This window comes from Gluconobacter roseus NBRC 3990 (assembly GCF_006538885.1).
Lineage (GTDB): Bacteria > Pseudomonadota > Alphaproteobacteria > Acetobacterales > Acetobacteraceae > Gluconobacter > Gluconobacter roseus.
This window is the reverse complement of record NZ_BJLY01000003.1, coordinates 437,573-463,892: the sequence shown is the minus strand read 5'-3', so window position 1 is coordinate 463,892 and position 26,320 is coordinate 437,573. Positions and strand designations below refer to the sequence as shown.

Genomic DNA, 26,320 nt, shown 5'->3' with positions numbered 1-26,320 from the left:
ATAGGGCGTGCCGTCTGCGGAACGATCCCGCCCCTCACTGTGGCGTCACAGGGGCCGGGGGGATGGACTCACCCCGAGCCATGCGGGAAAACGCAAGCCATGTCTCGCAATGCTCCTTCCGCCCCTCACCTGACCGCCGCTGACCAGCCGAATCTGTGGCTGCCTTACACCCAGATGCAGACCGCACCTTTCCCCGTGGAAGCCGTCAGCACTTCGGGAAGCCGGATCACGCTTGCGGACGGCCGCGAGCTTGTGGATGGCGTGGCGGCCTGGTGGACAGCCTGTCATGGCTACAGCCATCCGCATATTCGTGAGGCACTGGTCCGGCAGGCGGAGCGGATGCCGCATGTGATGTTCGGCGGGATGGTCCATGAACCCGCCATCCGTCTGGCCGCACGATTGGCGGCGATGCTGCCGGGCGATCTGGAGCGGGTGTTCTTCACCGATTCCGGATCGGTCGCGATGGAAGTCGCGATCAAGATGGCGGTGCAATATCACATCAACCGGGGCACAGAAGGCCGGACGAAGATCCTGTCTTTCCGCGGCGGCTATCATGGGGACACGCTGGGCATGATGTCCATCTGTGACCCCGAGGAAGGGATGCACAGCCTGTTCGCCGGCGTTCTGCCCGAACAGGTCCTGGCCGATCTGCCTGTGGATGCGGATAGTCTGGCGCGGCTCGAAGCCCTGCTGACGGAACGCGGTGACAGTATCGCGGCCATGGTCACGGAGCCTCTGGTTCAGGGTGCGGGCGGCATGCTGTTCCATGACCCCGAGGTCCTGCGGCGTCTGCGCGAACTGTGCGACCGGCACGGGATTTTGCTGATTCTGGACGAGATCTTCACCGGTTTCGGACGAACAGGAACGATGTTCGCCTGCGGACAGGCCGGGATCGTGCCGGATATCGTGGCGCTGTCGAAGGCTCTGACCGGCGGAACCATGGCATTGGCAGCCACCGTGGCCCGGCGACATGTTTTCGAGGCGTTCCTGTCCGAGAGCGCCGGACACGCCCTGATGCACGGGCCGACTTTCATGGCCAATCCGCTGGCCTGCGCGGTCGCCAATGCGTCGCTGGATCTGTTCGAGACCGAGCCACGACTGGAGCAGGTCGCGGCGATTTCGGCCCAGCTTGAACGGGAACTGGAACCCTGCCGCATGTTGCCCGGCGTCAAGGATGTGCGCGTTCTCGGCGCAATCGGCGTGGTGGAGCTTGAGACGCTGGACGATCCCGATGCGCTCCGCCGGGCCTTCGTGGAACACGGCGTCTGGATCCGGCCCTTCCGCAACATCGTCTATCTGACGCCTGCCTTCACCATCACCTCCGAAGAGCTCACGCATTTGACGACGGCCATCATGGACGTGCTGCGAGAGCGCGCATGAGCCTGTTCGACAGCCATTTCACGGCCACTCTGACTGAACGCGAGGTGGCCGGAACACGCCGGAGCCTGCGCCCTGTAGTCCGGCAGGACGGGATGATCGTCCGCAACGGGCAGCGAATGCTGGATGTGTCGTCCAACGACTATCTGGGTCTGGCGGATCACCCGCTGCTGCGGGAACGGGCAGCGGACTGGGCACTCCGCTTCGGGACAGGGGCCCGGGCCTCGCGGCTGGTCAGTGGGACGCTGGACCTGCACCGGCAGGTCGAGACAAAAATGGCAGCGTTCAAGGGCTGTGAGGACGCGATCCTGTTCGCCTCGGGCTGGCAGGCCAACGCGTCCGTCATGCCTGCACTCTGTGCATTGTCCATAGCCCGGACGGGCGCGCCAATGCTGGTATTTTCGGATCGGCTGAACCATGCCAGCCTGCACCATGGCTGCGCGGCGGCAGGCGTGCGGCAGATCCGGTTCCGGCATAATGATCTGTCCCATCTGGAAACCCTGCTGACCCGCGACGCCGAAAAACCCGGCCTGCGGATGATCGTGACGGAAAGCGTGTTCTCCATGGACGGAGACCGCGCCGATATCCCGGCTTTGCGCGCACTGGCCGACCGGGCGGAAGCGTTCCTTTATGTGGACGAAGCCCATGCGACCGGCGTTCTGGGACCAAAAGGTCGCGGCCTGTCCTGCGGGATGGCCGATCTGACAATGGGAACATGCAGCAAGGCGCTGGGCGGGATGGGCGCGTATGTCGCAGGCTCAAAACCGCTTTGCGACTATCTGGTGAACCATGCGTCCGGCTTCATTTACAGCACGGCCCTGCCCCCTGCAGTTCTGGGGGCGATCGATGCGGCGCTGGATGTCGTGCCGGATCTGGATGCAGAGCGTGCCCTGCTGCTCGGACAGGCGGAGCGGCTTCGAACCATGCTGCATGGGGCTGGACTGTCCACGGCGGACTCCACGACACAGATCGTTCCTGTCCTGATCGGAGAGTCCGAACGCGCCATGACCGTAGCTGCCGGATTGGAAGAAGCTGGCTTCCTGACAGTAGCAATCCGCCCGCCGACCGTGCCTGCCGGAACCGCGCGACTGCGGCTGGCGCTTCATGCCGGGCTGAGCGATACGGAAATCGACCGTCTGGGACAGGCTGTCATCGCTCTGACAAGAGACGTCGCATGACACGGGCGCTCTATCTTGTGCATGGCTGGGGGTTTGATGCCTCTTTCTGGGCACCAATGCTGGCGCATCTGTCAGATATGAGCGCGCAGGTCGTCGACTGCGGGTATTTCGGCGCCAAACATCCCCCTGATCTGCCGCAAACGCCTTATCTGGCTGTTGGACATTCGGCAGGATCGTTGGCGCTGCTGGGGCAGGACCTGCCGGGCTGTGAGGGACTGGTGTTCTTCAACGGCTTTCCGCGTTTCGCAGTCGCTCCAGATTTCCCGGACGGGACACCAGAACGGGTTCTGACCCGGATGCGGGCGCGCCTGAAACGTGATCCGGCCGCCGTTCTGCATGATTTCCGCGCTCTTTGTGGAACGGATGCGCCTCTTCCCGGCACGCCGGATGTGGACGCACTGGATCGTGGACTGGACGCGCTTCAGACTTTGGATCATCGCCCGCAGGCTGCGGACTGGAAGGACCAGCTACACTGGATGACGGGCACGGATGATCCGTTCGGCGCAGCGAAGGCAGGTTTTGCGCCACCCGGCGAACGGGTTGAAGGCGGCCATCTGCTACCCCTCACTCACCCCGAACTCTGCGCGGATTTCGTGCGGCGGTGGCTCAATGACCCGCGCTGAGACTTCCGAAAACACCCTGCGCCGGAACAGCATCGTTGCGCGATTTGACGCGGCGGAGGACTATGACGCGGCTGCCCATATCCAGCGCCGTTGCGCCACAGCTCTGATGGACCGCATCCAGGCCACCATGACTGACAATGCCCCCACGTCCATTCTGGAATTCGGCTGCGGCACCGGTTTCCTGACGGCGCAGATGGCGGATCATTTTCCGCAGGCCAGCCTGCTGGCGACCGATCTAGCGCCCGGCATGCTCACGCGGGCACGTCAGCGGCTTTCGGATGAGGCCATTCGCTTTCACGTCATGGACGCGGAACATCCGGATATCTCCGGACCGTTCGATCTGATTGCCTCCAGCCTGTGTCTGCAATGGTTCTCGAACCGGAGCGACGGCTTGCGGCGGCTCTGCGACATGCTGGCGCCGCAAGGGCGTCTAATGGTCACGACGCTGCTGCAGGGCAGTCTGGACGAATGGAAACAGGCCTGTCTGGCGGAAGGCGCGCCCTGTGGGGTGCCAGATTATCCGTCCGCGCAGACAGTGCAAACCGAGTGGCCGGCGGGCGGCGCAGGAACATGGGAGGTGCTGACGCTGCATGATCCCGTCGGCAGTGCGCGGGACTTCCTGCGGGGCCTGCGGCAGATCGGAGCGTCAGTTCCGCGCGCTGGCAGTACGCCCGCCAGCACCGCGGCCCTGCGCCGAGCCATGCGGCATTTTGACCGTACGCATTCCAGCGTGACCTATCAGATCGGCATCGGGACATTCGTGAAATCCGGCGTGAAAACGGAAAGGACAGAGCCATGAATTTTCAACGCGGGGTTTTCGTCACGGGAACGGATACCGGGATCGGCAAGACGCTGGTCAGCGCCATTCTGTGCCGTGCCTGGAACGCCACCTACTGGAAACCGCTTCAGACCGGTCTTGCTGATGAGGAAGGCGATACGCCCACCGTCCGGGACCTTGCCGGGTTGTCTCCTGCGCGGATCATCCCCCCTGCCTATGCATTTCAGGCCCCGCTTGCTCCACTAGCAGCAGGAGATCTGGAAAACGTAACGGTCAATCCCGGACGGCTCGTCCTGCCGCAGGTGCAGGGACCACCTGTCGTGGAAGGCGCGGGCGGACTGATGGTGCCGATGCGTGAGGACATGATGATCGTGGACCTGATCGAAAGCCTGAGCCTGCCGGTCGTGCTGGTCACGCGCAGCGGACTGGGAACGATCAATCACACGCTCCTGAGCCTTGAAGCGCTGCGGCGACGAGCCATTCCGGTACTGGGTGTCGTGCCGGTCGGGCCACCCAATCCGGGTAACGAACGCGATATTACGCGCTTTGGCAAAACCCACATCCTGTTCAGGGTTCCGCAGCTTGACGCGGTAACGGAAACATCTGTAGCCGAATTGGCTGGTAACGTTCCGTTACTTGATGTCTTGCAGCAACAGATTTCACAATAATGTGTCATTAAGAGCCCGTGCCATAAAAAGGCCGCGCCAGCCCTTGTGAAATGGCATCCTCGTCATAGAAGGGCACTTCGCAACGAAAAGCTTCCGGCGTATCGCTGGAAGATCGGACTTCGCTGCGGAGATGCCGACAGAAACTGGGATATTGGGAAAAGTATGAGTATCCTGCGCCGTGATCTGGTCAAGCTTGGGGCCGGACTGACCCTTCTGGGAACAGCCAGCCGTATGGCCCATGCCCAGTCCACAGCTACACCTACATCCGGCACGACTGCGCCACAGCCAACACCCTTTGATGACGGTACGGTCCGGATTCTGGCGCAGCGTCTGTCGAAGAAGCCCTACTCCCCGCCGTCTCCGACGCTCCCCAATGCCATTGCGAACATGGATTTCGATCAGTTCCGCAGCATTGCCTTCAATCCCGAAAAGGCCCTGTGGCACGGTCAGAACCTGGCGTTCGACGTGGAATTCTTCCCGCGCGGATTTCTCTACAAGCCGCGGATCGGCATGAACGAGGTCGTTGCCGGGCAGTCGACACCCATTCCCTACGACCCCGACGTCTTCACCTATTCCAATCCCGTCCTGCGCGTCACGGACGATCTCGGTTTCTCGGGCCTGCGTCTGCGCTATGCGATCAACACGCCCGGCGTCATGGAAGAATGTGCTGTCTTCCTTGGTGCATCCTATTTCCGCGCCGTGGCCAAAGGCCAGAATTACGGTCTGTCTGCCCGCGCGTTTGCGGACGGCACCGGCAATCCCAAAGGCGAAGAATTCGCGCTGTTCCGGGAATTCTGGCTGGAGAAGCCGGAGCCGGGCGTAGAGTCCATCGTCATTCACGCGCTGCTCGACAGCCCTTCCCTGACCGGTGCATTCCGCTTCACCATCCGCCCCGGCGATACAACCGTCTTCGACGTGCAGTCCTCGCTGTTCCCGCGCACGGACATTACGGAATCCGGCATCGCACCGCTCACGGGCATGTTCTATTTCGACGCCAACGAGCGCAACCACGTCGATGACTGGCGCCCGGCCGCACATGACAGCGAGGCGCTCCAGATCTGGACGGGGGCGGGACAGCAGCTTTATCGACCGCTCATCAACCCGACCGATCTCCAGTTCTCAGCCTTCGAGGACAGCAGCCCGCATGGTTTCGGCCTGATGCAGCGCAAGCGCTCCTTCCATGATTACGAGGATCTGGCACTCAACTACCAGAAGCGCCCGTCGCTGTGGATCGAGCCCATCGGCAACTGGGGCGATGGTGCCGTTGATCTCGTGGAAATCCCAACGCCGAATGAAGTGAACGACAACATCGTCTCCTTCTGGCGTCCGCGGCAGCCCATGAAGGGCGGACAGGAGTACAGCTACATCTACCGGATGTACTGGGGCTGGGACACGCCCTGGCCGACGCAGCTGGCCCGCGTTGCCGCAACCCGGATTGGCGGCGCTACCGACCATCCAGATGCACGGTTCTTCGCAATCGATTTCACGGGCGCGCCGTTCCAGAATGTGCCGCAGGGCGCGAACTTCCACCTGATTTCGCAGGCTGCTCCCGGTACGATCCGCAACGTCGTGGTCGAGCCGAACCCTGAAATCCAAGGCTGGCGCACGACCTTCGAATTCGTCCCAGGTGATGCGAAGATGTGTGAACTGCAGGCTCAGCTCGCCGGTGATCAGGGTCCGATCTCAGAGAAATGGATGTACCGTTGGACGCCGTGACCGAGTTTCCCCCATCCGCTGATCCGGCCTCCGCTCCGTTCCTGCCGCCCGAGGCGCCGCTGGAAATGAAGGTGCAGAACCTTCGCCAGCAGCCGGACCGTCATGGCAGACCTTTCCGCACCCTGGCCACAACGCCGTCTTTCCTGTGGATGCGCCGTCTGTTCGTGTTCGGTGGCGCGCTGCTGCTGACGGGATATGGCATCTACAGGATCAATCAGGTCTTCAACTCGCTGGGTGTCTCGGCACTCGGCGTCATCATCCTGATTCTGTTCGCCATTCTCGCCTTCTGGATCGCCCTGTCTTTCATGTCCTGTCTCGGCGGCTTCTTCTCGCTGATGCTACGGGGCGGTCTGGGACTGGGCATTCACCGGACCGGGCCGCTGCCGGAACTGAAAAACCGCACAGCCGTCCTGATGCCGACCTATAATGAGGACCCGACGCGGGTTCTCGCCGGTCTGCGCGCCATTCATGACAGCATTCTGACCACGGGACAGATCGACGCTTTCGATTTCTTCATCCTGTCCGACACGACCAATCCGGATGTCTGGGTGCAGGAAGAGCGGGCATTTCTGGAGTTCCGGAAAGCCACGAATGGCGAAAAGCGGGTCTTCTACCGTCGCCGTCACAAGAACGTCGACCGCAAGGCCGGCAATCTTGGCGACTGGGTGACGCGGTTCGGCTCGTCCTATCAGCAGATGCTGACGCTTGATGCCGACAGTGTCATGGATGGCAGCCTGATCGTGCGCATCACGGCGGCCATGGAGCAGCATGACGGTGTAGGTCTGATCCAGACCCTGCCGGTCATTGTGGGTGGTCGCACGCTTTTCGCCCGGATGCAGCAGTTCGCAGGGCGCGTCTATGGACCGCTGATCGCGCATGGTATTGCCTGGTGGCATGGTTCGGAAGGCAATTACTGGGGCCATAACGCCGTCATCCGCACGCAGGCTTTCGCCGAACAGGCTGGTCTGCCGCATCTGAAGGGCCGTGCACCGTTCGGTGGCCACATCCTGAGCCATGATTTCGTGGAAGCCGCGCTCATGCGCCGTGGCGGCTGGGCCATTCACATGGTGCCGGGTCTGTTCGGGTCCTACGAGGAGAGCCCCCCGTCCCTGACCGATGTCGCCATCCGTGACCGTCGCTGGTGTCAGGGCAACCTGCAGCACAGCAAGATCCTTGGCACGAAGGGCATGCACTGGGTCAGTCGCGTCCATATGCTGACGGGTATTGGCTCTTATGTCATGTCGCCGCTGTGGCTGCTGTTCCTGCTGTTCGGCATTCTGATTTCGCTCCAGTCCCACTTCTACCATCCCGAATATTTCGGCTCGAAACCGACGCTTTACCCACACTGGCCACGTGTCGATCCGGTTCAGGCAAAGCTCGTCTTCATCGGGACAATGGGCATCCTGCTGGCACCGAAGGCGCTGGCGTTCATCGCCATGATGTTCGACCGCGCGGCCCTGCGTGGCTCAGGCGGCGTGTTCCGACTGGCAGTTTCGATCGTTCTGGAAACGCTGATCGGGGGACTGATCGCGCCGATCGCCATGTTGATCCAGACGTCCGGAGTGATTTCGATCCTGCTGGGGCGTGATTCCGGCTGGAACGCCCAGAACCGTGAAGACGGACGCGTTTCGCTGAAGGAAGTCGCGCACGGCTACTGGATCTATACGGTGTTCGGGCTACTTCTGGCCATCGCAGCCTGGTCGGTCTCGCAGGCTCTGTTCCTGTGGATGACGCCCGTGCTCCTCGGACTGGTTCTGGCTATTCCATTGGCAGCGCTGACGGCAAGCCGGGATGTCGGCCTGGGTCTGCGTCGGGCCGGGTTGCTGCTGATCGAGGAGGAGACCGCTCCTCCGCCAATTCTTCAGCTCGCCATGGCCAATGACGCTGCTCGCGAGCGGGCGGCCCATGCCCCGAATGCCCCGCCCGAAGAGGCTTTCGCCGCTCTGCGTCAGGATCATGCGCTGCGTCAGGCGCATGAGAGCGCCCTTCCCCCGCCCCGTAGGCCGGGAAGCCCGATTGATGCCAATCTTCTGGTCGGGCTCGTGAAGCTGCGTGAGGCGCCATCGCTCCAGGCTGCTCTGGAACGACTGTCCCGTCAGGAAAAAGCCGCTGTCCTCGGTAGTCCCGAAGGTGTCGAACTCATGGAGCGGCTGAAAGGTTGAGCCTTTTCAGTCTTTTTTATACAAAAAAAGCCCCGGCCAGAAGCCGGGGCTTTTTTCATGAGAACTGCTTTCTCGTAAAACCGTCAGATCTCAGTGTCCAACGACAGCCGAATCACCGAGAGACTGGGCCTTCTTGACCAGATCGTTACACGTCGTGACGCGCTTGTCCTTGGGTAGGGTACTGATGTCAAAAACGTTGCCGCCAGCCGTCTGTAGCAAGCCCTTGCCGCCGAGTGAGTAGAACTGGTCGTTCTGTACGTCCGGGCGCTTAGACAGCGTCCGGGACGCCACGATCGGGGACGTACCGAGCACCAGCTTGTGATGCACACAGTAGTAGGTCAACCCGGCAACATTGCCAGCCTGGGCGTTTTCGATGGACGGCAGACCGTCAGCACCCAGCGTACCCGGCGATGCAGCCGTCAGGACATTCTTGCCACCGGCAACGGCCTGAAGGTTGGCGGACGGCAGCGTGGCCTGCGTTCCAGCCGGAATCGTCGGGACGGGGCTGCTCTGCGGGATCGGCGGAACGCCCTGCGCAAATGCGGCACCGGAAATGGACAGACCGGCAGCGGCAAGAACAGCGAAATACTTGTTCGAAATCATAGCAGTCTTCTTTCTGTCTACAGGACGATCTGTTCCTGTCATGAGAGAAGAAACAGAACTCACCTGGTCTGGAACATCGCCTGGGATGCTCCGTTGCATTTGTAACACATGAGGCTCCGAACGGTTTCTTGGAACGTTCTCTTTTTCCTCATGGCCGCCATGCGGGAACTTTCCTAAATCTCCGTTTTATCAGGCTGGATATTCACCTGAGTTTGCCAGAACGCATGGATTGAATGGGCACAGTTTCTGCGTCACAGTTCACCCATGTCACAGATTTCCGATGCCCCCTCCGCCGCTCCAATCCCGCCTGTTGCCAGACGCGATCCCATCACGATGACGCAGCTTGGCCGGATACGCACGGATTCCTATGCCTGGATGAAGGATGAGAACTGGCAGCAGGTCCTGCGAGACCCGTCCGTCCTGCGCGAAGACATCGCCACGCATCTGAAAGCGGAGAACGCCTATGCGGAGGCCGTGCTGGCAGGCATGGAGCCATTGCGCGAGACGCTGCTTCAGGAAATGATCGGTCGCATCCCGCCAGCAGAATCTTCGGTGCCGGTCCCGGATGGCCCATGGGAATATTATGTCCGCTTCGAGGACGGTGCCCAGCATCCCCTGCGAGCCCGTCGACCGCGCGGCGGTGGCGCAGAACAGGTTCTGCTCGATGCTGATGCACTGGCGAAGCAGCACGACTATTACGCGCTCTCGCAGACCGACCATTCCCCCGATCACCGCTATTTCGTCTATGCGGAGGACATTCAGGGCTCTGAAGTCTATCGCATTCAGGTCGAAGATCTGGAAACCCACACGTTCTGCGCTCCGCCCGTCGCGAGCACGACAGGTAGTTTCGCCATTTCGCCCGACAGCCAGTGGCTGTTCTGGATCTACCGGGACGATAATGGCCGCCCGTCCAAGATCTATCGCCGTCCGCTGACGGGGGGCGAGGATGTTCTGGTCTTTGACGAGACCGATCCGGGATTCTTTCTCAGCATCGGGGTCAGTGCATCCCGCAAGTGGATCGTCATCGAACGCGGCGACCATGACACCAACGAGACGCTGCTCATCCCGGCGTCTGATCCCACGGCCCTGCCCGTCGTGGCGGCCCCTCTGGTGCGGGGCGAGCGCTATTCCCTGACGCACTGGAACGACCGCTTCATCATCCTGACCAATGCGGGCGGGGCCGTGGACTTCCAGTTCATGCAGACACCCGACACGGCAACGGGGCGCGAGAACTGGAAACCCTTCGTGCCGTACCGCGAAGGGCATTATCTGCTGGGGGCCAGCGCTTCGCGCGGGCATCTCGCCTGGGCCGAACGGCGGGACGGAAACATCCATATTCTCGTTGTGCCCGAGGGCACGGAAGGCGATATCCGCGCGCAGGCCAAAGCCATCGGCATGGACGAGCCCGCCTATGACCTGACGATGCTGGGCACGCTGGAATATGATGCCCCCATCCTGCGCTACATCTACCAGTCACCGACCAATCCGGCGCACTGGTATGATTACGACATGGCGAGCGGCGAGCGTGTTCTGCGCAAGATCCGCGAAGTCCCGTCCGGCCATGATGCAAGCCGCTACGAAACACGCCGCCTGTTCGCAACATCCCCGGACGGAGCACAGGTTCCCATCACAGTCCTGATGCGCAAAGGGCAGGCTCTGGACGGTTCGGCACCCCTGCTTCTGTATGGATACGGATCTTATGGCATCGCCATGGACGCCGATTTCTCCACGACCGTGTTCAGTCTGGTGGACCGGGGCTGGATCCATGCCATCGCCCATGTGCGTGGCGGGTCCGAAAAGGGCTGGAACTGGTTTCTGGACGGGCGTGGGACGAAGAAGCCCAACACCTTTATCGATTTCATCGCCTGCGCCCGACACCTTGTCTCGGAAGGCTATGGCGCGGCGGGGCGTATCGTCGCACAGGGCGGGTCCGCTGGCGGTCTGCTGATGGGAGCAATCACGAACATGGCGCCCGAGCTTTTCGCGGGCATCGCCGCGCAGGTGCCGTTCGTGGACATGCTCAACACCATGTCCGACGTCTCCCTGCCGCTGACGCCGCCGGAATGGCCGGAATGGGGCAATCCGCTGGAAGATCCCGCCGCCTATGATCTGATCGCCAGCTATTCGCCTTATGACAACATCGCGTCCAAAGCGTACCCGCCGGTTCTGGCGATGGGTGGCTTGTCCGATCCGCGCGTGACCTACTGGGAGCCCGCAAAATGGATCGCCAAGCTGCGCGAAGTGACGTCCGGCGGCCCGTTCCTGTGCCGCATCAACATGGAAGCCGGGCACGGCGGTTCGTCCGGCCGCTTCAAAAGACTGGAAGAAGTCGCCCTCGTTCAGGCCTTCGCCATCTGGGCAATCGACAAAGCCTGAAAAGAACTCAACGAATAAAAGTTTTTGGTGAATTTTTTCAAAAAGCTTCGAAGCTCTTCGCCTTTTTGAAAAAAGGCGGAACCCAAAAACTTTTATTCCAAAATCATTATCGGTGCCCAAACAGATGGCGGACGTCGTCGCCGAAATGCTGGAAGGCGGCGTGGGTGGAGCGGTGACGGCGGTTGCCCTCTTCTGACACGACCGTCACGGTGGCCGTCATGCCGGCGGCAAGCGTCAGGTCATCGGGGATCTTGTCGATCTTCACGCGGACCGGGATACGCTGCGCCAGACGGACCCAGGTATAGACCGGGTCCACTTCCGGCAGACCCTGCTTGTTCACCAGCGCGTTGTTGCTGGCGATACCCCGGGTGATGCTCTCGACATGGCCGAAGAGCGGATCGTGGTAGCCCATCAGATCCATGCGGACGAGATCGCCTTCGTCGAGGTCATGAACCTTGGTTTCCTCGAAATAGCCGTCCACCCAGTAGGAACTGGTGTCGATGATGTGGATGTTGACCACGCCCGCCGTTGCGAAGTCACCGGGACGCATGATGAGGTTGGTCACGATGCCGTCGATGGAACTGCGGACTTCCGTTCGCTCCAGATTGATCTCGGCCTGACGCTCGGCAGCCTGCGCGGCGGCATACTGGGCCTGCATTTGCTGGGACAGGGCCTCATACTGCCGCTTTTCCTCAACCGAGACGGCTGTGCCAGGGATGGCCTTGCGCCACTGAGCCTGAACGACACGGAATTCCAGATCGGCCTTGCGCTCGGCAACGCGCGCTTTGGCCGTATCGAGCGCGACCTTGAAGTCGAACGGATCAATGACATACAGCACGTCCCCCTTGTGGACGAACTGGTTGTCCTTCACCCGCACTTCGAGGATCTGTCCCGAGACGCGCGGCGCGATATTGGCGACCTGCGCACGCACCTGTCCGTTCCGGGTCCAGGGAGAGGCCGTGTAGTAATCCCACAGAATGACGACCACGAGAGCCGCCACCACGAGAATGCAGAGCGTGATGGTCAAGCGGATCAGGCGATGGGCACTGGCAAGCACGGGACGGTCACCTTGGTTTCAGAGGAAAGATACAAACTGGAGTTTCAGGCGAAAAATCAAAGGATCAGGGTGTAGATGCCGATCAGACAGATCAGGATGCCGAACTGGGCCAGCGGCGGGTCCCAGACGAAGCGCCAGAGGTCAAACCAGCCCATGATCCAGCGCAGGATTCCGAGCGTGATCAGTGCCAGCGCCAGATTGATGACGAAGGCCGAAACCAGCACGCCATCAAGGTCGACGACCTGTGTCATTACCATCGCTTGCGTCCTATCCCGTAGTGATGCACGGCCGAACGGTTCAGGCGGACCATGGTCCGGACCGCTTCCAGACCGCCGATACAGTTGATGATCATGGACTGCTCTTCGCGGATGCCTTCGGAAAGGCGTTCGAAAAACATGGCCTGAAGTTCGGGGATTTCAGCCTCCAGAAGGCCGAGCTTGTCATGAGCCAGCAGGCGCCGCACATGACGGACCATGGGTTTGAGACCGTGCAGATGTCCGGCCTCATCCAGATAGTGCCGGACGCGTGCGATCGTGCTGGAAAAATCTTCCAGCGCCACGAAGCGGTTGAAAACGCGCCGGGAGCGCAGACCGGGGCCCTGCATCCGGTCCGTCCACATCAGGAACTGGCTGAGGCGTTCATATTTCCGGCTGAGCAGCGGCGGCCCCATCCGCTCGCCATGTCCGGCAAGCTGTGTTTCCAGATCATAGGCGATGGAGACCGCCAGCCGGAAACGATGCCGTCTCGCGGTGGGCGGCCAGAGCAGAACCAGCAGCACGAAGGAGAGCACCGCCGCCATGGCATAGAACGTATTGCGGGTAATGAAGGCCAGCGGATCATAGTTGTGGTGATTGCCGAGCCCGATGAACACCAGAAAGAACACGCCGTAATTGAAGCCGATGGCGCTGGTTTTCGGGTTCATCAGCAGCAGGCAGGACACGATGGTCTGCGGCAGGAGGACCAGCGCCAGACCCAGCATGCTTTCCACATGCGGCAGGATCATGAAGTCCAGCCAGGCGGCCACGAGAATACCCGCGGGCATGCCGATGATCGCCCCCTTGCCGAACTGCGCGGTGTCGATTGCCGTGGATGCCAGCGTCAGAACCAGCGCCGTCTGCGACAGGGCCGTGACGGAGGCCGGAATGCTCGACGCGAGACAGAGCGCAGAGGCGACACTGAACCCTAGCAGGACCCGCATCGCATTGATGAACGCAGTCACATAATCTGGATTGCTCTCCAGATGAGCCAGCTTGAGCGCATCGCCCGCCGGTGTCGCGCGCAGGAGCGTGTTCATGCCGGTGCGGATGTGCAGACGGTTACTGAGCAGCGTCGCACTGCGTTCCAGAAACCAGGCTTCCCGCGCCGAGGGGACGAAATCCGGGTCTTCCTTGCGGATGCCATCCAGAATCGTGTCCATCGTCTCAATGCGAGTCGTGCCGTCCTCGGAGCGCTCATGCCAGGCACGGATATGGCGGATCAGAAGATCAGAAATGCCGCCGGTTTCGAGCAGCCAGGCAATCGCGCGACTTGTAGTCAGAACCGTCAGCATGCCGATAATGCCCAGACGCGCTCCCGCCATCCGCAGACGTCCACGCTCTACTTCGGTCCGCGCATAGGAAATCTGAGTCATGAGCGCGAGGATCTCGCCGCTCAGCCCAATCATCTCTTCTGGTGTGGCGATCGGTTCGCCCATGATGGCGGATTTACCGGTCTGACGCACGCGATGGGACAGCGTCTCCATGGCCTTGGACAGCCTGCGCCAGGCTTCCGGAGAGCCTGAGAGGATGTTCACAACGGCAATGGATGCCACGCCGATGGCAATGTCAGAAGCGCGTGCGATGCTGACGGGATAGATATTCTGCGGGTCATCCATCGTGGGGATGGCCACCAGCGCGACCGTATAGCCCGCCAGAAGCGCCCCATAGGACCGGAAATCGCGCTCCAGCGAGCCTACGAACGCACAGGCTGAAATCCAGAGGGCTGCGCCCCCCAGCGAGAGGGCGCGCTCCTCATTGAACATCGCGACGAGAATGATGGAGACGCTGACGCCCAGCACGGTGCCGGCAAGGCGGTAGAACGCCTTGGACAGCGCCTGACCACGCAGGGGCTGCGCCAGGATCATGACGGTCACGCCTGCACTGGCAGGCGAATCAAGCTGGGACCAGAAGGCCGTTCCGAGCGCCAGGACAAGTGCAAACCAGGTCCTGAGACTGAACTGGAGCCATCCCGGGCGAAGAACTGACTGTAGTGCTGTGGTCAAGAGCGTTGCTCCCCACCCGGCACAGACTTCATCAGAAACAGTCCCACGGCCCTCGTTACCAGAATCAGACTTCAAACCTTAGGAGCGCTTGCCCGGAAAAGTTAGTCCTCAAATCTTCTGGACACGTTTTGACAGACAAACCCTCGCGCGGATGTGTCCGTCTGCAGACTAGTCTTCTTCAGCAGGCAAGGCGTTACAGGCCGCAGTGAGCTTGGGGTCGGGATGATCCGTGGTGCTGCGGCAATAGGTTCGGGCATCGGCACCACACATATTCGTGACATCCTCCATTTCGGAGGACAGGACATCACGCGCCACGCCGATATCCTGATTGTGCTCGGGATCAATGCCCTCTTCCTTGCCAAGCGCCGTCTGCGCCTTGTGCATCTCCTTGAGCGCATTGATGCAGGAATCGCCTGCCGCGTCCGGATTGGTCTGCAACACCCGCAGGATCTTGTTGATGGCGAATCCCTGCTGGTTGATCGTGGGATCGTCGTCATTGGTCTTGGCGTCGCCGTCATCGGCCCGGGCCATGACGGGCGCAGCCAGGGCGACGGCGAGAGGAAAAAGGGCCAGCAGACGGGCGGGACGGGAATGGCGCTTGATCATGCTCCTTACGTTAGGAGAAAATATCGCCGCAACAAAGAGCCGGAACGCCGCTGTTGCAGCATGTTGCAAAAGGGCGACAGCAAGGAATTCCGCCGTCCGGACGGCTTGCCAGCTTGACTCTCCAGAGCGGGATCGGTAAGCGGGGCCATTCTTTCGCGGGCGTTCCGGCCCGCTGTCCGGTCCGCAAGGGCCTTACCCGTCGAGAGCCTGATCACCATGAAGATCCGCAACAGCCTGAAGTCCGCCAAGGTCCGCGACAAGGACTGCCGCGTTGTCCGCCGCCGCGGCCGCGTTTACATCATCAACAAGAAGAACCCGCGCATGAAGGCTCGCCAGGGCTGAACCCCTTGGTCTGCCGGATGACAGACGAACGGCGCTGGCTGATGACTGGCGCCGTTCTGCTTTGTATCCCGGCCCTGACATGTCTGCCAGTTCGGGCTGAACCTGCGGCAAATCCGCCGGTTTCCAGCCCCGCAGCCCCTCCGGCTGCATCGCCTGTCCAGCCTGCTCCCGCAGCAGGGACTGCGAAGGCCTCTCCCAAATCCCCGACATCCCATCCCCGCCGCACACTCCACGATCGCCTTGTGGAGGCCGAGACGGCTCTCGCCATGGCCGGGAATGAAAAGCAGGCCGGTGAAATCGCCGACCGTGCGGAAGGACTCCGCAGCCGTGCCCTGACCGGCAGCGTGCAGATGCTGATCAGCGATTCGCATGATGCGCTGGAGAAACATGATTTCCAGCGGGCGCAGGATGATCTGACCTCCGCCATCACCATCCAGCCCGACCAGTCCATCCTGTATCGCCAGCGCGCAGCCATCCGTCTGATGGCCGGTGACAATAATGGCGCCATCTCGGATCTGGGCGTTGAGCTTCAGGCCGATCCCGGCGATCCAACGGCCTGGGGGATGCTCGCCGAAGCCGAACACGACCGCAATGAACCGGATGCAGCGTTGCAGGCCTTCCATCAGATGATACTGCTGAATCCGAAATCACCCGATTCTGACAAACAGCTCAAAAAGCTGGAAAAGGCCCGCGACGGCCAGCAGGACTGAGGCTCCGCACGGCGTCTCTCTGTCGTTGCTCTGGCAACCCCTTGTATTGCCGGGTGTTCATCCCCTGATTCTTTTTTTCAGGAGATTTTCGCATGACAAAGCATTCCCCCGCCCATGCAACCGCTATCCCCGAGGCCGGTTCCAAGAAGAGCTGCTGCTCCAAGATGAAGACCTGCTGCCAGAAGGCCACGCGCGCCCGTGAAATCGGCCTTGCCGGCATGACCGCCATGGCGACCTTCGGCCCCAAGCGCTTCCGTCCTTACTTCCAGCAGATCCTTGCCGTCATCGCGGTCGTCACCGCCACAGTCGAGTTCTTCCGCAAGCGCAAGGGCTGATTTTCCAGCCTTAAAGAAAGGAGATGGGGTCGATATCAATGTCGACCTTTGCTCCGCCGGTCGGTTTAATATCGGCCAGCCATTCCCGCAAGATCGGCTGCACGGCGATGCCCCGCATCGTCCGCAGTAACAGCCGCCTGCGATGCCGTCCGCGCAGGACGGCAAGCGGGGCCGGAGCCGGTCCCAGAACCTGCACCCCTTCCCGCTCCGGAGCAGCCAGTGCAATGTCCCGCGCCAGTGCATCCGCAGCTTCGGCACTTGGCGCGCTGACGATCAGTGCAGCCAGCCGTCCATAAGGCGGCCAGAAGGACGGACGTCTCTGTTCGGCTTCCTGTTCCATGAAGGTCTGGAAATCGTTGGAAACCAGCGCCGTCATGACCGGATGCTCGCCGACATAGCTCTGTAACAGCACGCGCCCGCGATGCTCGGCACGGCCCGCACGCCCCGCGACCTGATGCAGAAGCTGCACGGTCCGCTCCGCCGCCCGCAGATCGCCGCCGCCCAGCCCCAGATCGGCATCGACGACACCCACGAGCGTCAACTTGGGGAAATGCCAGCCCTTGGCAACAATCTGCGTGCCGATGATAAGATTGACCTCTCCGTCCGAAATCTTCCGGACTGCTTCCGCCGTGGTGGCGGGAGAACCGAGCGTATCAGACGACATCACCAGCAGTTTCGCGTCCGGAAACCGGAGCTTTGCCTCTTCCGTAATGCGTTCGATCCCCGGCCCAATGGGCACGAGCGAGTTCTCCGCGTGACATTCCGGACAGTCCTTCGGAATCCGCTCGGTATGCCCGCAGTGATGGCAGGTCAGGATACCCCGCGCCCGGTGTTCCACCAGCCAAGCCGAACAGTTCGGGCACTGCATCCGGTGCCCGCACGCCCGGCAGAGCGTCAGCGGTGCATAGCCACGCCGGTTGAGGAACAGCATGGCCTGCTCCCCCTTCTCCAGCGTCTCGTCGATTGCGGTACACAGCTTGGGCGACAGGAACAAACCGCGCTCCGGCGGATCGGCGCGCATATCCACAAGTGAGACATCCGGCAGGGTCGCGCCTCCATGTCGCGCGGTCAGGAGTTCGTGCCGATAGCGACCGCTCTCTACATTCGCGAGCGTTTCAAGTGATGGCGTCGCGGAGACGAGAATGGCCGGTGCATCCGCCAGACGGGCGCGGACGACCGCCATGTCGCGACCGTGATACATCACGCCCTCTTCCTGCTTGAAGGCGCTTTCATGCTCCTCGTCCACCACGACGAGGCCCAGATCGGTAAACGGCAGGAACAGCGCCGAACGGGCACCGACCACAACGCGTGCACTGCCTTCCGCCACCGCCCGCCATGTCTCGCGCCGCCTTTTGGCTCCGAGATCGGAATGCCAGACGGCGGGCTCAGCGCCGAAGCGGCGGATGAAGCGGTCCGTCCACTGGGCGGAGAGCGCGATTTCCGGCAGCAGGACCAAGACCTGCTTTCCCTTGGCCAGACAGGCCGCCACGGCCTCGAAATAGACTTCCGTCTTACCCGATCCGGTCACGCCTTCCAGCAGCGTGACCTGAAATCGTCCGGCTTCGACTGGCCCGCAGAGTTCCTGTGCGACTTCGGCCTGTTCTTCGGAGAGCTTTGGCGCGCCATGGCTCGGGTCCGGCGTTGCGAACGGGGCGGCCACAGCAATAACGGCCTCGCGCAGCAGGCCAGAACTGGCCAGCCCACGGATCACGGCAGCACTTGCCCCGCTTCGGGAGCTCAGCTCGGCGGTCGTCATGGGCGTGGACGAGGCAAAATTGAGCACGGAGCGACGGGCCGGCGTGATACGCAGATCACCCTCGGGCATCTCTGTCCGTACCCAGCCCAGAGCAGGTTTCGGCGCGTCCTTCAGATGGATACGCGTCGCCATTGCCAGCACCAAGCCCGGCGGGGTCAGCGTATAGGCCGCGACCCAGTCGATGAAACGGCGCAGGCTCTGCGGAAGAGGCCGAACATCCAGTTTCCCGATCACAGGACGCAGACGCGCAAGCGGAACCTCACGGCCGACCGGTAACGCAAAATCGGCAGGCAGGGTGCGATCGGTTTCCCAGACACAGCCTACGGTTTCGCGTCGGCCCAGCGGGACCGTGACAAGGTCTCCGGGCTCAAGCGACATGGGCGCAAGGTAATCGAGCGGCCCCGGAAACGGCAGCGGCACGAGCACCGAAACGCGCGTTCCGGTGGAAGGTGGCTTTCGCCGGGGATCAGGCTTGGATAGGCTGCTGGATGCCATGACCGTATCTAACCTCCCACGCTCCGAAATGCCATGACGGCCACATTAATGGCGCTCGATGCCCTGCGCGACTGGACCGAATGGTTGACGCATGAGAAGCGCTCCAGCCCGCGCACCGTCGAGGCCTACCGCCACGATATCCTGCTGGCACTCACTTTCTTTCAGCAGCATCTGGGCGGCGAGGTCACGCTGGCGGACTTAGGGAAACTCTCGCTTGCCGATCTGCGCGCCTGGCTGGCCCATGAAACGGCCCGCAGCGAAAAACCGACGCGCCGCGCCACCAGCGCCGACTCGCGGGCACGATCCCGGGCGCGACATGTCTCGGCCTTGCGCTCGTTTTACCGGTATCTGGCCCTGCGGCACGATCTTTCCAACCCGGCCCCTTCCCTGCTCGCCACACCGCGTATGAAAAAGCGTCTGCCCCGCCCGCTGGGACAGGAAGCCGCTCTGGCCGCGGCGGAAGGCATTTCCGATGATGCCGAGACCAGTCAAGGCGCCCTGCGGGACCGGGCGCTGTTCACGCTGCTTTATGGCACCGGGCTGCGAATTGGCGAGGCGCTCTCGCTCGACATCCGGGACCTGACCAATGCGGGACAAAACATGCTGCGCGTAGTCGGCAAAGGCGGCAAGGAACGGCTCGTGCCCCTGCTTCCGGCCGTGATCGAGGCACTGGAAAGCTGGAAAGCGGCCCATCCCTCTCCCGCGCCCGATGCGCCCCTGTTCTGCGGTGTGCGCGGCGGACGGCTCAATCCCGGCGTGGCCCAGCGCGCCATGCGGAACTGGCGCAAGGGCGAAGGCTTGCCCGATTCCGCAACGCCCCATGCCCTGCGCCATTCCTTTGCGACCCATCTGATGGAAGGCGGGGCCGACCTGCGCACCATTCAGGAACTGATGGGCCATGCCAGCCTTTCCACCACGCAGGCCTATACGCTGGCGGATGAGAAGCACCTGCTGGATGTCTGGCGCAAGGCCCATCCGCGTTCGGGTCAGGGATCATGAAACGCGCACTGCCAGCCGCCCTGTTTCTAGGCATGACGCTGTGTGCAACAACCGTTCAGGCCGCCCCGACCTGCGAGATGGCCCCGGCCGTCGTCCTGCCGCTGCGCGATGATGGCGGCTATCTGAGCGTGCCGGTCACGGTGAACGGGCAGGATGCCTCGATGATCGTGGATACCGGTTCCGAAGGCAGCCTCATGACGCCGCAGGGCGTCTTGGCGCTGCACCTGCCGGCCGATCCCGAACATCGCACGATGATGCAGGGCCCCAATGGCAGCCCGCGCCTCGTACCGAATATCCGCATTCAGGACCTCCGGCTGGGAACACGTTCGGCAAGCGAGCTTCCTTTGGGTATGGGGACGATGGCCGTCGGCATCCTGCCAGGTTCGCCCATGATCCGGCCACCCGTTTACGGTCTGCTGGGGGCGGATGTGCTGGCAGATTACGATCTGGAATTCGATGTTCCACATCAGCGCCTGACGCTCTGGACGGTGCACCTGAATTCCAGCGTCTGCCATCAGCCTCCTGCCTGGAGCGGACACTGGACGACAACCCCCGTACAACGTCAGTCCGGACGCCTGATGGTGGCCTTTACGCTGGATGGCGTGAAAGGTACGGCCCTACTCGACAGCGGTGCGCGCTCGCATATCGTCAGCACGGATTTCGCCCACCGCATCGGCCTGACCGACGAGAAGCTCGCCCTGGATCCGGGCGGCCTGACGGCGGGCGTGGACCTCGGGGAACGCCAGTATCACTGGCATCGTTTCGGACAACTGGAACTGGGCGGCACCGTCTGGACACATCCCGTCCTGACCGTCGCCCCCGTCCACGATCAGGCCGACATGCTTCTAGGCTCGGACTGGTTCGCCCATCACGAGATCTGGCTGTCCTACGCCACGAAGAAGCTTTTCTTCCGGTAAAACCGGACGCTACCCTAAATCGCTGTTCACCGTAATGCTGTCCAAACAGGATGGACCATGGGCCTGTTCAGGGAGTGGAAACATTACATGCCGCCAGCGGCCCTGAAACAACATGTACGGACAAGAAACACCATCAGTGCAGCCCATCAACATTTTTCCAGAGCCGAACTGTCTCTTCATCATGTCCGAAGAAATGCAAATTTCCGTGGCTATTTTCATGACCAGGACCGAAGATTTACCCCCAAACCTGAAGTCGAGATGCGATACAGAGACGTCTTTGATGCGAAAGTCTTTTGCTTCGCAACTCTGTGACGCGCATTTCAAGGATACACCAAGAATTCTTGATACCTTCCGGGGACTTAAAGGTTGTGCAGAATCCAGCTCCTTAACAGCGGCACTCAGCGCAATAGCCTGTTGAGAGTTACCCTCGGGTGTCGTGGCAGCTGTTAGAAACATGAGCCCTGATACGAACGTTCTTTGTATCATTCTCTTTGGAATAAACATGTCGATCATTCGCAAATGGCAAACACTACGATGGGCTTCCAAAAGCGGATTGGCACGATTTTCCGTAGAGCAGATCATAACTGCATCGCATCTTCCGCCACAAAAAAAAGCCCCTTCCCGAAGGAAGGAGCTTTTTCTGAAAAGCGGTGCTCATTCACCTTTGAGGCGTGAATTGCACTGCGACCAGTAGCCGCCGCCCTTCTGGATCCATTTCAGCGATCCGTTGCCGCCATTGGCCTTGTTGGCGTTGTACTGGGCCACGCAGGTCTTCTGACGGGCCTTGCCAGCGGAGAGCTTGCTGAACTCCGGCGAGATGGCCGTCGGGAACACGACGTTGCCCGAAGACGCAACGGAAGCCTTCGGAGCGATCGGCGCCTTTGTCCCGGCCGGAGAGGAGTCCGGTCCTGCGGCCGTTGCGGGAGCCGCGGGCGTTGCCGTGGTCGTCGGGGTTGCGCCGGATGCGGCCGCCGGGGCAGCAGCGTTAGACGTGTCACCACAGCTTGCGGCCTTGAACGCCTTGTAGGACTGGCCGTTCAGGGAGCCGTTCTGCTTGGCGGTCTTGAATGCGGCATGGCAGTCCTTGGCGGTCAGCGCATGGGCGGGAGCAACGCTCAGACCAAAGGCCAGAAGGGCAGCAAGTGACAGACCCGAAAAGACTTTTGTAAATGTCATGCAGAAAGAACCTTCATTCTGAAATCAGCGGGAGACTGCAGCCTCCCGCGCGTTTTACTGCCGGATGACTGCAATCAGTTGATGCGCTCACCATGCAGGACCATGTCGAGGCCTTCAAGTTCCTCTTCCGGCGAGACCCGCAGTCCCATTGCCATGTCCAGAACCTTCAGGATCACGGTTGTCATGATGACACACCATATCACCGTGACACCTACGGCCTCGATCTGCGCAATGACCTGATGTACGCTGGCGACCGTCCCCTCCGGATTGGAGGCCGAAGCCGAAAGCGGACCATAAGCAAACGCACCGGTCAGGATCGCGCCGATAATGCCGCCCGTGCCGTGGACACCGAAAGCATCGAGACTGTCGTCATAGCCGAAGCGGTGCTTGAGCCAGGTGGCGCTCCAGAAGCACATGGCACCGGCAATGAAACCGATCACGACCGCACCGCCCGGCAGCACGAAGCCAGCCGCAGGCGTGATGGCGACCAGACCGGCCACAGCACCCGAGATGATGCCCAGGGCCGTCGGCTTGCCGGTACGGGCCCATTCGACGATCATCCAGGCCACGCCACCCGCAGCGGCAGCGACCTGCGTCGTCAGCATGGGCATGCCCGCCCGGCCATTGGCACCCAGCGCGGAACCAGCATTGAATCCGAACCAGCCGACCCAGAGCAGGGATGCGCCGATGATGGCATAGGTCAGGTTGAACGGAGACAGGTCTTCGGTCCCAAGACCTTTGCGGCGTCCGAGAATGATCGCGCAGACCAGACCGGCCACACCGGAATTGATGTGCACGACCGTGCCACCAGCGAAGTCCACCGCGCCAAGCCCTGCAACCCAGCCGGTCGGGCTCCAGACCCAGTGTGCAACCGGGGCATAGACGAGCAGCAGCCAGGCTACCGTGAAGACGCACATGGAGGAGAACTTCATGCGCTCGGCATAGGCGCCGGTGATGAGGGCCGGAGTGATGACAGCGAACGTCATCTGGAACATCATGTAGACGCTCTCGGGGATCGTCATCGGCACGGCGGCAGGCGTGCCCGCACCGAGCGTGAAGGCGGAATCAACACCCTCATGGAAGTTGTCCGCCACACCCCGCAGCATGGCACGGGACAGGTCCCCAATCCACGGCGAACCGGTCGAGAAAGCCAGACTATAGCCCGCGACCATCCAGACCAGACTGCCAATACAGCAGATCATGAAGGACTGGATCAGCGTCGCAAGCACATTCTTCTTGCGGACCATGCCGCCATAAAACAGCGCCAGACCGGGAATTGTCATCATCAACACAAAAGCCGTGCTGACGAGCATCCAGGCCGTATCACCCGTATCAATGGGCGCGGCGGCCGGGGCCGCCTGAGCGAGCGCAGGGAGAATGGCGGTGCCGGCTGCGATGGACAATGCGCCGCGCTTCAGCGCACAGGCGGCCATCAGAGAGCGCCCTCGCCGGTTTCTCCCGTACGGATCCGGATAAGCTGGTCAAGGCTGGAGACCATGATCTTGCCATCACCGATCTTGCCGGTGCGGGCTGCAGTCATGATGGCCTCGATCACGTCCTCGGCGATCGTATCGGAAACAGCGACCTCGATCTTGAGTTTGGGCAGGAAGCTGACATGGTACTCGGCACCGCGGTAGATTTCGGTCTGGCCCTTCTGGCGGCCGAAACCCTTGACCTCGGTAACAGTCAGACCCTGCACCCCAAGCGGGGTCAGGGCTTCGCGGACGTCATCGAGCTTGAACGGTTTGATGATGGCAGTAACGAGCTTCACGAACGGCATATCCTCGTTGCGGTCTGGCAATCTGTATCAGAGTATGCCCCAGATCATGCCAGTCTCATAATGATATTGGCAGACCGCCCATGCCGTTTTCGCCGAAATTTTCCTGAACTCCGGATGCTGTTGCCCAAACGCTTCTCCTCAGGAGCGTCCGGGCATCGCTGCGGGCGGGGAAGCCGGCATGTCCGGGCCGTGATAGGGGCCATCCTGCGGACGGTTGACCGGCGGGGCAACCAGATTATCCGGCCAGGGGCTCTGGTCCGGCGTCCCGGAGACAATGGCGGTGCGGCCACGCGGCAGACATTCCGGCATTTCCGTGCGCAGACGCCGCAGCATGCGCTCGCGGATGTCGCAGCCCAGATTCCACATCCCGTTCGCATCGGCCGCCCCTGCGATCAGACGGATGGAAATGACCTGCGCATTGGTATCTGCAATCTGACAGCCGATGGAGGTCTTGTCCTGATCCCAGTCCGGGCACTTCGCCAGTTCCTCGAAATAGATCTCCCGCAGGCGCTCGACCGGCGTCTGATAGTCCAGCCACAGGAACAGCGAGCAGATCAGAGACGGCGAGCTGTGCGTCCAGTTCTGGAACGGGTTTTCCAGGAAGTACGAGATCGGCACGATGTAACGGCGACGGTCCCAGGTGCGCAGGACGACATAGGTCGCGTTGATTTCCTCAACCCAGGCCCAGTCCCCGTTCGGGATCAGCATGTCCTCCATGCGGATCGGCTGGGTGACGGCGATCTGGATGCCTGCAATCAGGTTCGACAGGGCCGGACGGGCGGAGAGACCGACGATCAGGGAGGCGGCCCCAGCGGACGCAAACAGCGAGACGCCGAATTTCTGCACCGAGTGAAACACCATCAGCGAGGACGCCACCGTCAGCACACCAAAGGATATTTCGATCAGTCTCCGTAAAACGCGGATCTGCGTCTGGTGCGAGCGCGCGGTGATGTCGTCCGCATGTTCCTTGGCCGTGATGCGGTTGAGATACTGGTCCGTCAGCAGACGGAACGTCTTGATGATGCCGAAGCCGAGATTGAGAATGAACAGGCACAGGAAAGCCTGTTCCAGAAAGGTCATCGTCGCAGGCGTGAAACCGGTGGTGGCCTGAAGAGCAGCACTGGCGGCGATGATCATCAGGAAGTTGCGGATGGTCGTCCGCAGGCGCGCAATGATCGCATGAATGAACTGGATGCGGCGCAGGCCCGGCAGGCGCGGCAGGGCATCCGTGATGACGCGGCTGAACAGCAGTGCAATCCCCGCCGCCAGAAGCAGCAGCATGATCGAACCCAGCGGGGCGGGAAGCCAGTCCAGAAGGTGCCCGACCCGGCTCATGGAATTGACGTAGGAATGTTCGATCATGCGCTGTGCGGTTCCCTTCCCCTGCATATTCAAAATCTGTCCCTTCCCGGCATGCTGTCAGGAAAGGGAGATGTGCGGCAGAGGCGCAGGCCTTTCTTCCGCGAACGGTCATGATGACGCAGGACAGAACATCAGCGGGAATGAATTGTTCCCTGCCAGCCGTCCGTCATGCGAAATTACCGGAAGAAAAGGCTCTCCCGCAGGATGACAGTGAAGCACAGCAATGGCAGTTTGGGTGAAATTTTCCCGGCGCAGGCGCTTTCGGCATCATGATTGACTTCGAAAAACCTGCATCCCGCCACCTTCCTTTACCGCTATAGTTTCCGGTTTTCAGGAGCACTCATGGGGTATGACCTCAATATTACCCGCGACCCTGTCTGGACAGGACGTCCGGGACGCGGCCTGACGCTGGAGGAATGGTTTGATGTCATTCAGCGCGATGACGAACTCTGCTTCGCCCCCTCGCCCGATCCGCGGAAATATCCCTCCTGTGATGCCGAATGGCTGGCCCATCCCAAACCTGAAGAGACACCGCAGGGGACGCGGTTCTTCTGGTGCGGTGGCAACGTCACCTACAAATATCCGGACGAGTACCAGATCATCAAAATGGTTCAGATCAGCCACAGGCTGAACGCGATCGTCATAGGCGATAACGGCGAACGCTATGATCTGGATGAGCACGGGAAGCTGGTCGTAGACGAAAGCGCCCCTTCTCCGCAGCCGGGAGCGGTGGCTTACGGTATTGGCTGCAATCCATGCTCCAACTTTACGAAGGCCATAGCGGCTTCCGGAACGCCGGATGGCCTCATGTTCTACCAGTGGTATCTTGGGGTGGTTACAGCCGTGAATGCTGTCCGATACCACGATGGCAAGTCAGTCATGACGTTTTCCCTGACACCAGAATTCGTCAGGGAAGATCAGATTTTTCTTGTGCAATACTGCCAGGAGCATCCGGACCGGCTGTTTCATCAAGCCGCTCTGGCGCTTGTGCGGTTGCGGCAGGCGCGCTGCGGGTCATAACGTGCGCCCTCTTCCGCTCAAACC

General features: G+C 61.4%; 24 protein-coding genes. 14 read left to right on the top strand and 10 right to left on the bottom strand.

Translation table 11 applies throughout. The features are described 5' to 3' along the window. Positions 1-99: 99 nt before the first annotated feature. From GRO01_RS09600 to mdoH, 7 genes are all read left to right on the top strand, one after another. Positions 100-1,380: an adenosylmethionine--8-amino-7-oxononanoate transaminase gene (locus GRO01_RS09600; RefSeq protein ID WP_062511261.1), complete on the top strand. Its 1,281-nt coding sequence runs from the start codon at positions 100-102 to the stop codon at positions 1,378-1,380. Continuing rightward, entirely contained in the window at positions 1,377-2,555 is a 1,179-nt protein-coding gene (locus tag GRO01_RS09595; protein WP_062511259.1) for an aminotransferase class I/II-fold pyridoxal phosphate-dependent enzyme, read from the top strand. Before GRO01_RS09600 ends, GRO01_RS09595 begins: the two co-directional genes overlap by 4 nt. Beyond that, complete coding sequence (locus tag GRO01_RS09590; RefSeq protein WP_062511257.1) at positions 2,552-3,178, top strand: alpha/beta hydrolase family protein; 627 nt, start codon at positions 2,552-2,554, stop codon at positions 3,176-3,178. Before GRO01_RS09595 ends, GRO01_RS09590 begins: the two co-directional genes overlap by 4 nt. Beyond that, the gene (locus GRO01_RS09585) at positions 3,165-3,977 is read left to right on the top strand and encodes a methyltransferase domain-containing protein (protein ID WP_062511256.1); all 813 of its coding nucleotides are present in this window, start codon (positions 3,165-3,167) and stop codon (positions 3,975-3,977) included. The genes GRO01_RS09590 and GRO01_RS09585 overlap by 14 nt, the downstream gene beginning before the upstream one ends. After that, positions 3,974-4,624, top strand: a complete 651-nt coding sequence (bioD, locus tag GRO01_RS09580) for a dethiobiotin synthase (RefSeq protein ID WP_062511254.1) — start codon at positions 3,974-3,976, stop codon at positions 4,622-4,624. Before GRO01_RS09585 ends, bioD begins: the two co-directional genes overlap by 4 nt. A gap of 162 nt (positions 4,625-4,786) precedes the next feature. Beyond that, the gene (locus GRO01_RS09575; protein WP_062511252.1) at positions 4,787-6,340 is read left to right on the top strand and encodes a glucan biosynthesis protein; all 1,554 of its coding nucleotides are present in this window, start codon (positions 4,787-4,789) and stop codon (positions 6,338-6,340) included. Next, positions 6,316-8,502, top strand: coding sequence for a glucans biosynthesis glucosyltransferase MdoH (gene mdoH, locus GRO01_RS09570; RefSeq protein WP_062511250.1), 2,187 nt, complete (start codon positions 6,316-6,318; stop codon positions 8,500-8,502). The genes GRO01_RS09575 and mdoH overlap by 25 nt, the downstream gene beginning before the upstream one ends. A gap of 90 nt (positions 8,503-8,592) precedes the next feature. On the opposite strand, the gene GRO01_RS09565 is transcribed toward mdoH, so the two are convergent. Further along, positions 8,593-9,105 (bottom strand): hypothetical protein, encoded by a 513-nt coding sequence (locus GRO01_RS09565; RefSeq protein ID WP_062511249.1) that lies wholly within the window; start codon positions 9,103-9,105, stop codon positions 8,593-8,595. A 264-nt stretch (positions 9,106-9,369) separates the two neighbouring features. On the opposite strand from GRO01_RS09565, the gene GRO01_RS09560 reads away from it, so the two are divergent. Then, positions 9,370-11,481, top strand: a complete 2,112-nt coding sequence (locus tag GRO01_RS09560; protein ID WP_062511248.1) for a S9 family peptidase — start codon at positions 9,370-9,372, stop codon at positions 11,479-11,481. A gap of 106 nt (positions 11,482-11,587) precedes the next feature. On the opposite strand, the gene GRO01_RS09555 is transcribed toward GRO01_RS09560, so the two are convergent. The 4 genes from GRO01_RS09555 to GRO01_RS09540 form a co-directional block, all read right to left on the bottom strand. Continuing rightward, positions 11,588-12,538 carry an efflux RND transporter periplasmic adaptor subunit gene (locus tag GRO01_RS09555; RefSeq protein ID WP_062511246.1) on the bottom strand — a complete coding sequence of 317 codons (951 nt, stop codon included), beginning with the start codon at positions 12,536-12,538 and terminating at the stop codon, positions 11,588-11,590. Positions 12,539-12,594: 56 nt separating this feature from the next. Next, a complete protein-coding gene (locus GRO01_RS09550) occupies positions 12,595-12,795 on the bottom strand; it encodes a DUF1656 domain-containing protein (protein ID WP_083541431.1) in 201 nt (66 codons plus the stop codon). Next, a complete protein-coding gene (locus GRO01_RS09545) occupies positions 12,789-14,798 on the bottom strand; it encodes an FUSC family protein (protein ID WP_062511242.1) in 2,010 nt (669 codons plus the stop codon). The genes GRO01_RS09550 and GRO01_RS09545 overlap by 7 nt, the downstream gene beginning before the upstream one ends. 168 nt (positions 14,799-14,966) lie before the next feature. Further along, positions 14,967-15,404, bottom strand: a complete 438-nt coding sequence (locus GRO01_RS09540; RefSeq protein WP_062511240.1) for a hypothetical protein — start codon at positions 15,402-15,404, stop codon at positions 14,967-14,969. Positions 15,405-15,620: 216 nt separating this feature from the next. Between GRO01_RS09540 and ykgO the strand changes: the two genes are divergently transcribed. From ykgO to GRO01_RS09525, 3 genes are all read left to right on the top strand, one after another. Then, positions 15,621-15,746 carry a type B 50S ribosomal protein L36 gene (gene ykgO / locus GRO01_RS09535; protein WP_007281615.1) on the top strand — a complete coding sequence of 42 codons (126 nt, stop codon included), beginning with the start codon at positions 15,621-15,623 and terminating at the stop codon, positions 15,744-15,746. A gap of 41 nt (positions 15,747-15,787) precedes the next feature. Continuing rightward, on the top strand, positions 15,788-16,456 hold the full coding sequence (locus GRO01_RS09530) for a tetratricopeptide repeat protein (protein WP_244926378.1): 669 nt from the start codon (positions 15,788-15,790) through the stop codon (positions 16,454-16,456). 92 nt (positions 16,457-16,548) lie between these two features. Further along, on the top strand, positions 16,549-16,791 hold the full coding sequence (locus GRO01_RS09525) for a hypothetical protein (protein ID WP_062511236.1): 243 nt from the start codon (positions 16,549-16,551) through the stop codon (positions 16,789-16,791). A 10-nt stretch (positions 16,792-16,801) separates the two neighbouring features. Here the strand turns inward: GRO01_RS09525 and GRO01_RS09520 are convergent, their stop codons facing one another. Next, positions 16,802-19,042 (bottom strand): primosomal protein N', encoded by a 2,241-nt coding sequence (locus tag GRO01_RS09520; RefSeq protein ID WP_062511234.1) that lies wholly within the window; start codon positions 19,040-19,042, stop codon positions 16,802-16,804. A 33-nt stretch (positions 19,043-19,075) separates the two neighbouring features. Here GRO01_RS09520 and GRO01_RS09515 point away from each other — a divergent pair, with 33 nt between their 5' ends. Continuing rightward, a complete protein-coding gene (locus GRO01_RS09515) occupies positions 19,076-20,041 on the top strand; it encodes a tyrosine recombinase XerC (protein WP_141306969.1) in 966 nt (321 codons plus the stop codon). After that, positions 20,038-20,958: a retroviral-like aspartic protease family protein gene (locus GRO01_RS09510; RefSeq protein WP_062511230.1), complete on the top strand. Its 921-nt coding sequence runs from the start codon at positions 20,038-20,040 to the stop codon at positions 20,956-20,958. The genes GRO01_RS09515 and GRO01_RS09510 overlap by 4 nt, the downstream gene beginning before the upstream one ends. 654 nt (positions 20,959-21,612) lie before the next feature. Here the strand turns inward: GRO01_RS09510 and GRO01_RS09505 are convergent. The 4 genes from GRO01_RS09505 to GRO01_RS09490 form a co-directional block, all read right to left on the bottom strand. Further along, positions 21,613-22,134: a hypothetical protein gene (locus tag GRO01_RS09505; protein ID WP_062511228.1), complete on the bottom strand. Its 522-nt coding sequence runs from the start codon at positions 22,132-22,134 to the stop codon at positions 21,613-21,615. 74 nt (positions 22,135-22,208) lie between these two features. Continuing rightward, positions 22,209-23,567, bottom strand: coding sequence for an ammonium transporter (locus GRO01_RS09500; protein ID WP_062511226.1), 1,359 nt, complete (start codon positions 23,565-23,567; stop codon positions 22,209-22,211). Further along, complete coding sequence (locus tag GRO01_RS09495) at positions 23,567-23,905, bottom strand: P-II family nitrogen regulator (RefSeq protein WP_024716650.1); 339 nt, start codon at positions 23,903-23,905, stop codon at positions 23,567-23,569. The genes GRO01_RS09500 and GRO01_RS09495 overlap by 1 nt, the downstream gene beginning before the upstream one ends. A 147-nt stretch (positions 23,906-24,052) precedes the next feature. Beyond that, positions 24,053-25,276 (bottom strand): mechanosensitive ion channel family protein, encoded by a 1,224-nt coding sequence (locus tag GRO01_RS09490; RefSeq protein WP_062511508.1) that lies wholly within the window; start codon positions 25,274-25,276, stop codon positions 24,053-24,055. Between the two features lie 342 nt (positions 25,277-25,618). Between GRO01_RS09490 and GRO01_RS09485 the strand changes: the two genes are divergently transcribed. Then, on the top strand, positions 25,619-26,296 hold the full coding sequence (locus GRO01_RS09485) for a hypothetical protein (RefSeq protein ID WP_062511224.1): 678 nt from the start codon (positions 25,619-25,621) through the stop codon (positions 26,294-26,296). Positions 26,297-26,320 lie beyond the last annotated feature (24 nt).

Coding starts and splice junctions, on each gene's coding strand:
- GRO01_RS09510 (WP_062511230.1), top strand. CDS start 20,038: ATGAAACGCGCACTGCCAGCCGCCCTGTTTCTAGGCATGACGCTGTGT.
- GRO01_RS09530 (WP_244926378.1), top strand. CDS start 15,788: ATGACTGGCGCCGTTCTGCTTTGTATCCCGGCCCTGACATGTCTGCCA.
- GRO01_RS09540 (WP_062511240.1), bottom strand. CDS start 15,404: ATGATCAAGCGCCATTCCCGTCCCGCCCGTCTGCTGGCCCTTTTTCCT.
- mdoH (WP_062511250.1), top strand. CDS start 6,316: ATGGATGTACCGTTGGACGCCGTGACCGAGTTTCCCCCATCCGCTGAT.
- GRO01_RS09485 (WP_062511224.1), top strand. CDS start 25,619: ATGGGGTATGACCTCAATATTACCCGCGACCCTGTCTGGACAGGACGT.
- GRO01_RS09560 (WP_062511248.1), top strand. CDS start 9,370: ATGTCACAGATTTCCGATGCCCCCTCCGCCGCTCCAATCCCGCCTGTT.
- GRO01_RS09505 (WP_062511228.1), bottom strand. CDS start 22,134: ATGACATTTACAAAAGTCTTTTCGGGTCTGTCACTTGCTGCCCTTCTG.
- GRO01_RS09575 (WP_062511252.1), top strand. CDS start 4,787: ATGAGTATCCTGCGCCGTGATCTGGTCAAGCTTGGGGCCGGACTGACC.
- GRO01_RS09490 (WP_062511508.1), bottom strand. CDS start 25,276: ATGATCGAACATTCCTACGTCAATTCCATGAGCCGGGTCGGGCACCTT.
- GRO01_RS09550 (WP_083541431.1), bottom strand. CDS start 12,795: ATGGTAATGACACAGGTCGTCGACCTTGATGGCGTGCTGGTTTCGGCC.
- GRO01_RS09595 (WP_062511259.1), top strand. CDS start 1,377: ATGAGCCTGTTCGACAGCCATTTCACGGCCACTCTGACTGAACGCGAG.
- GRO01_RS09525 (WP_062511236.1), top strand. CDS start 16,549: ATGACAAAGCATTCCCCCGCCCATGCAACCGCTATCCCCGAGGCCGGT.
- GRO01_RS09565 (WP_062511249.1), bottom strand. CDS start 9,105: ATGATTTCGAACAAGTATTTCGCTGTTCTTGCCGCTGCCGGTCTGTCC.
- GRO01_RS09585 (WP_062511256.1), top strand. CDS start 3,165: ATGACCCGCGCTGAGACTTCCGAAAACACCCTGCGCCGGAACAGCATC.
- ykgO (WP_007281615.1), top strand. CDS start 15,621: ATGAAGATCCGCAACAGCCTGAAGTCCGCCAAGGTCCGCGACAAGGAC.
- bioD (WP_062511254.1), top strand. CDS start 3,974: ATGAATTTTCAACGCGGGGTTTTCGTCACGGGAACGGATACCGGGATC.
- GRO01_RS09590 (WP_062511257.1), top strand. CDS start 2,552: ATGACACGGGCGCTCTATCTTGTGCATGGCTGGGGGTTTGATGCCTCT.
- GRO01_RS09600 (WP_062511261.1), top strand. CDS start 100: ATGTCTCGCAATGCTCCTTCCGCCCCTCACCTGACCGCCGCTGACCAG.
- GRO01_RS09500 (WP_062511226.1), bottom strand. CDS start 23,567: ATGGCCGCCTGTGCGCTGAAGCGCGGCGCATTGTCCATCGCAGCCGGC.
- GRO01_RS09515 (WP_141306969.1), top strand. CDS start 19,076: ATGACGGCCACATTAATGGCGCTCGATGCCCTGCGCGACTGGACCGAA.
- GRO01_RS09520 (WP_062511234.1), bottom strand. CDS start 19,042: ATGGCATCCAGCAGCCTATCCAAGCCTGATCCCCGGCGAAAGCCACCT.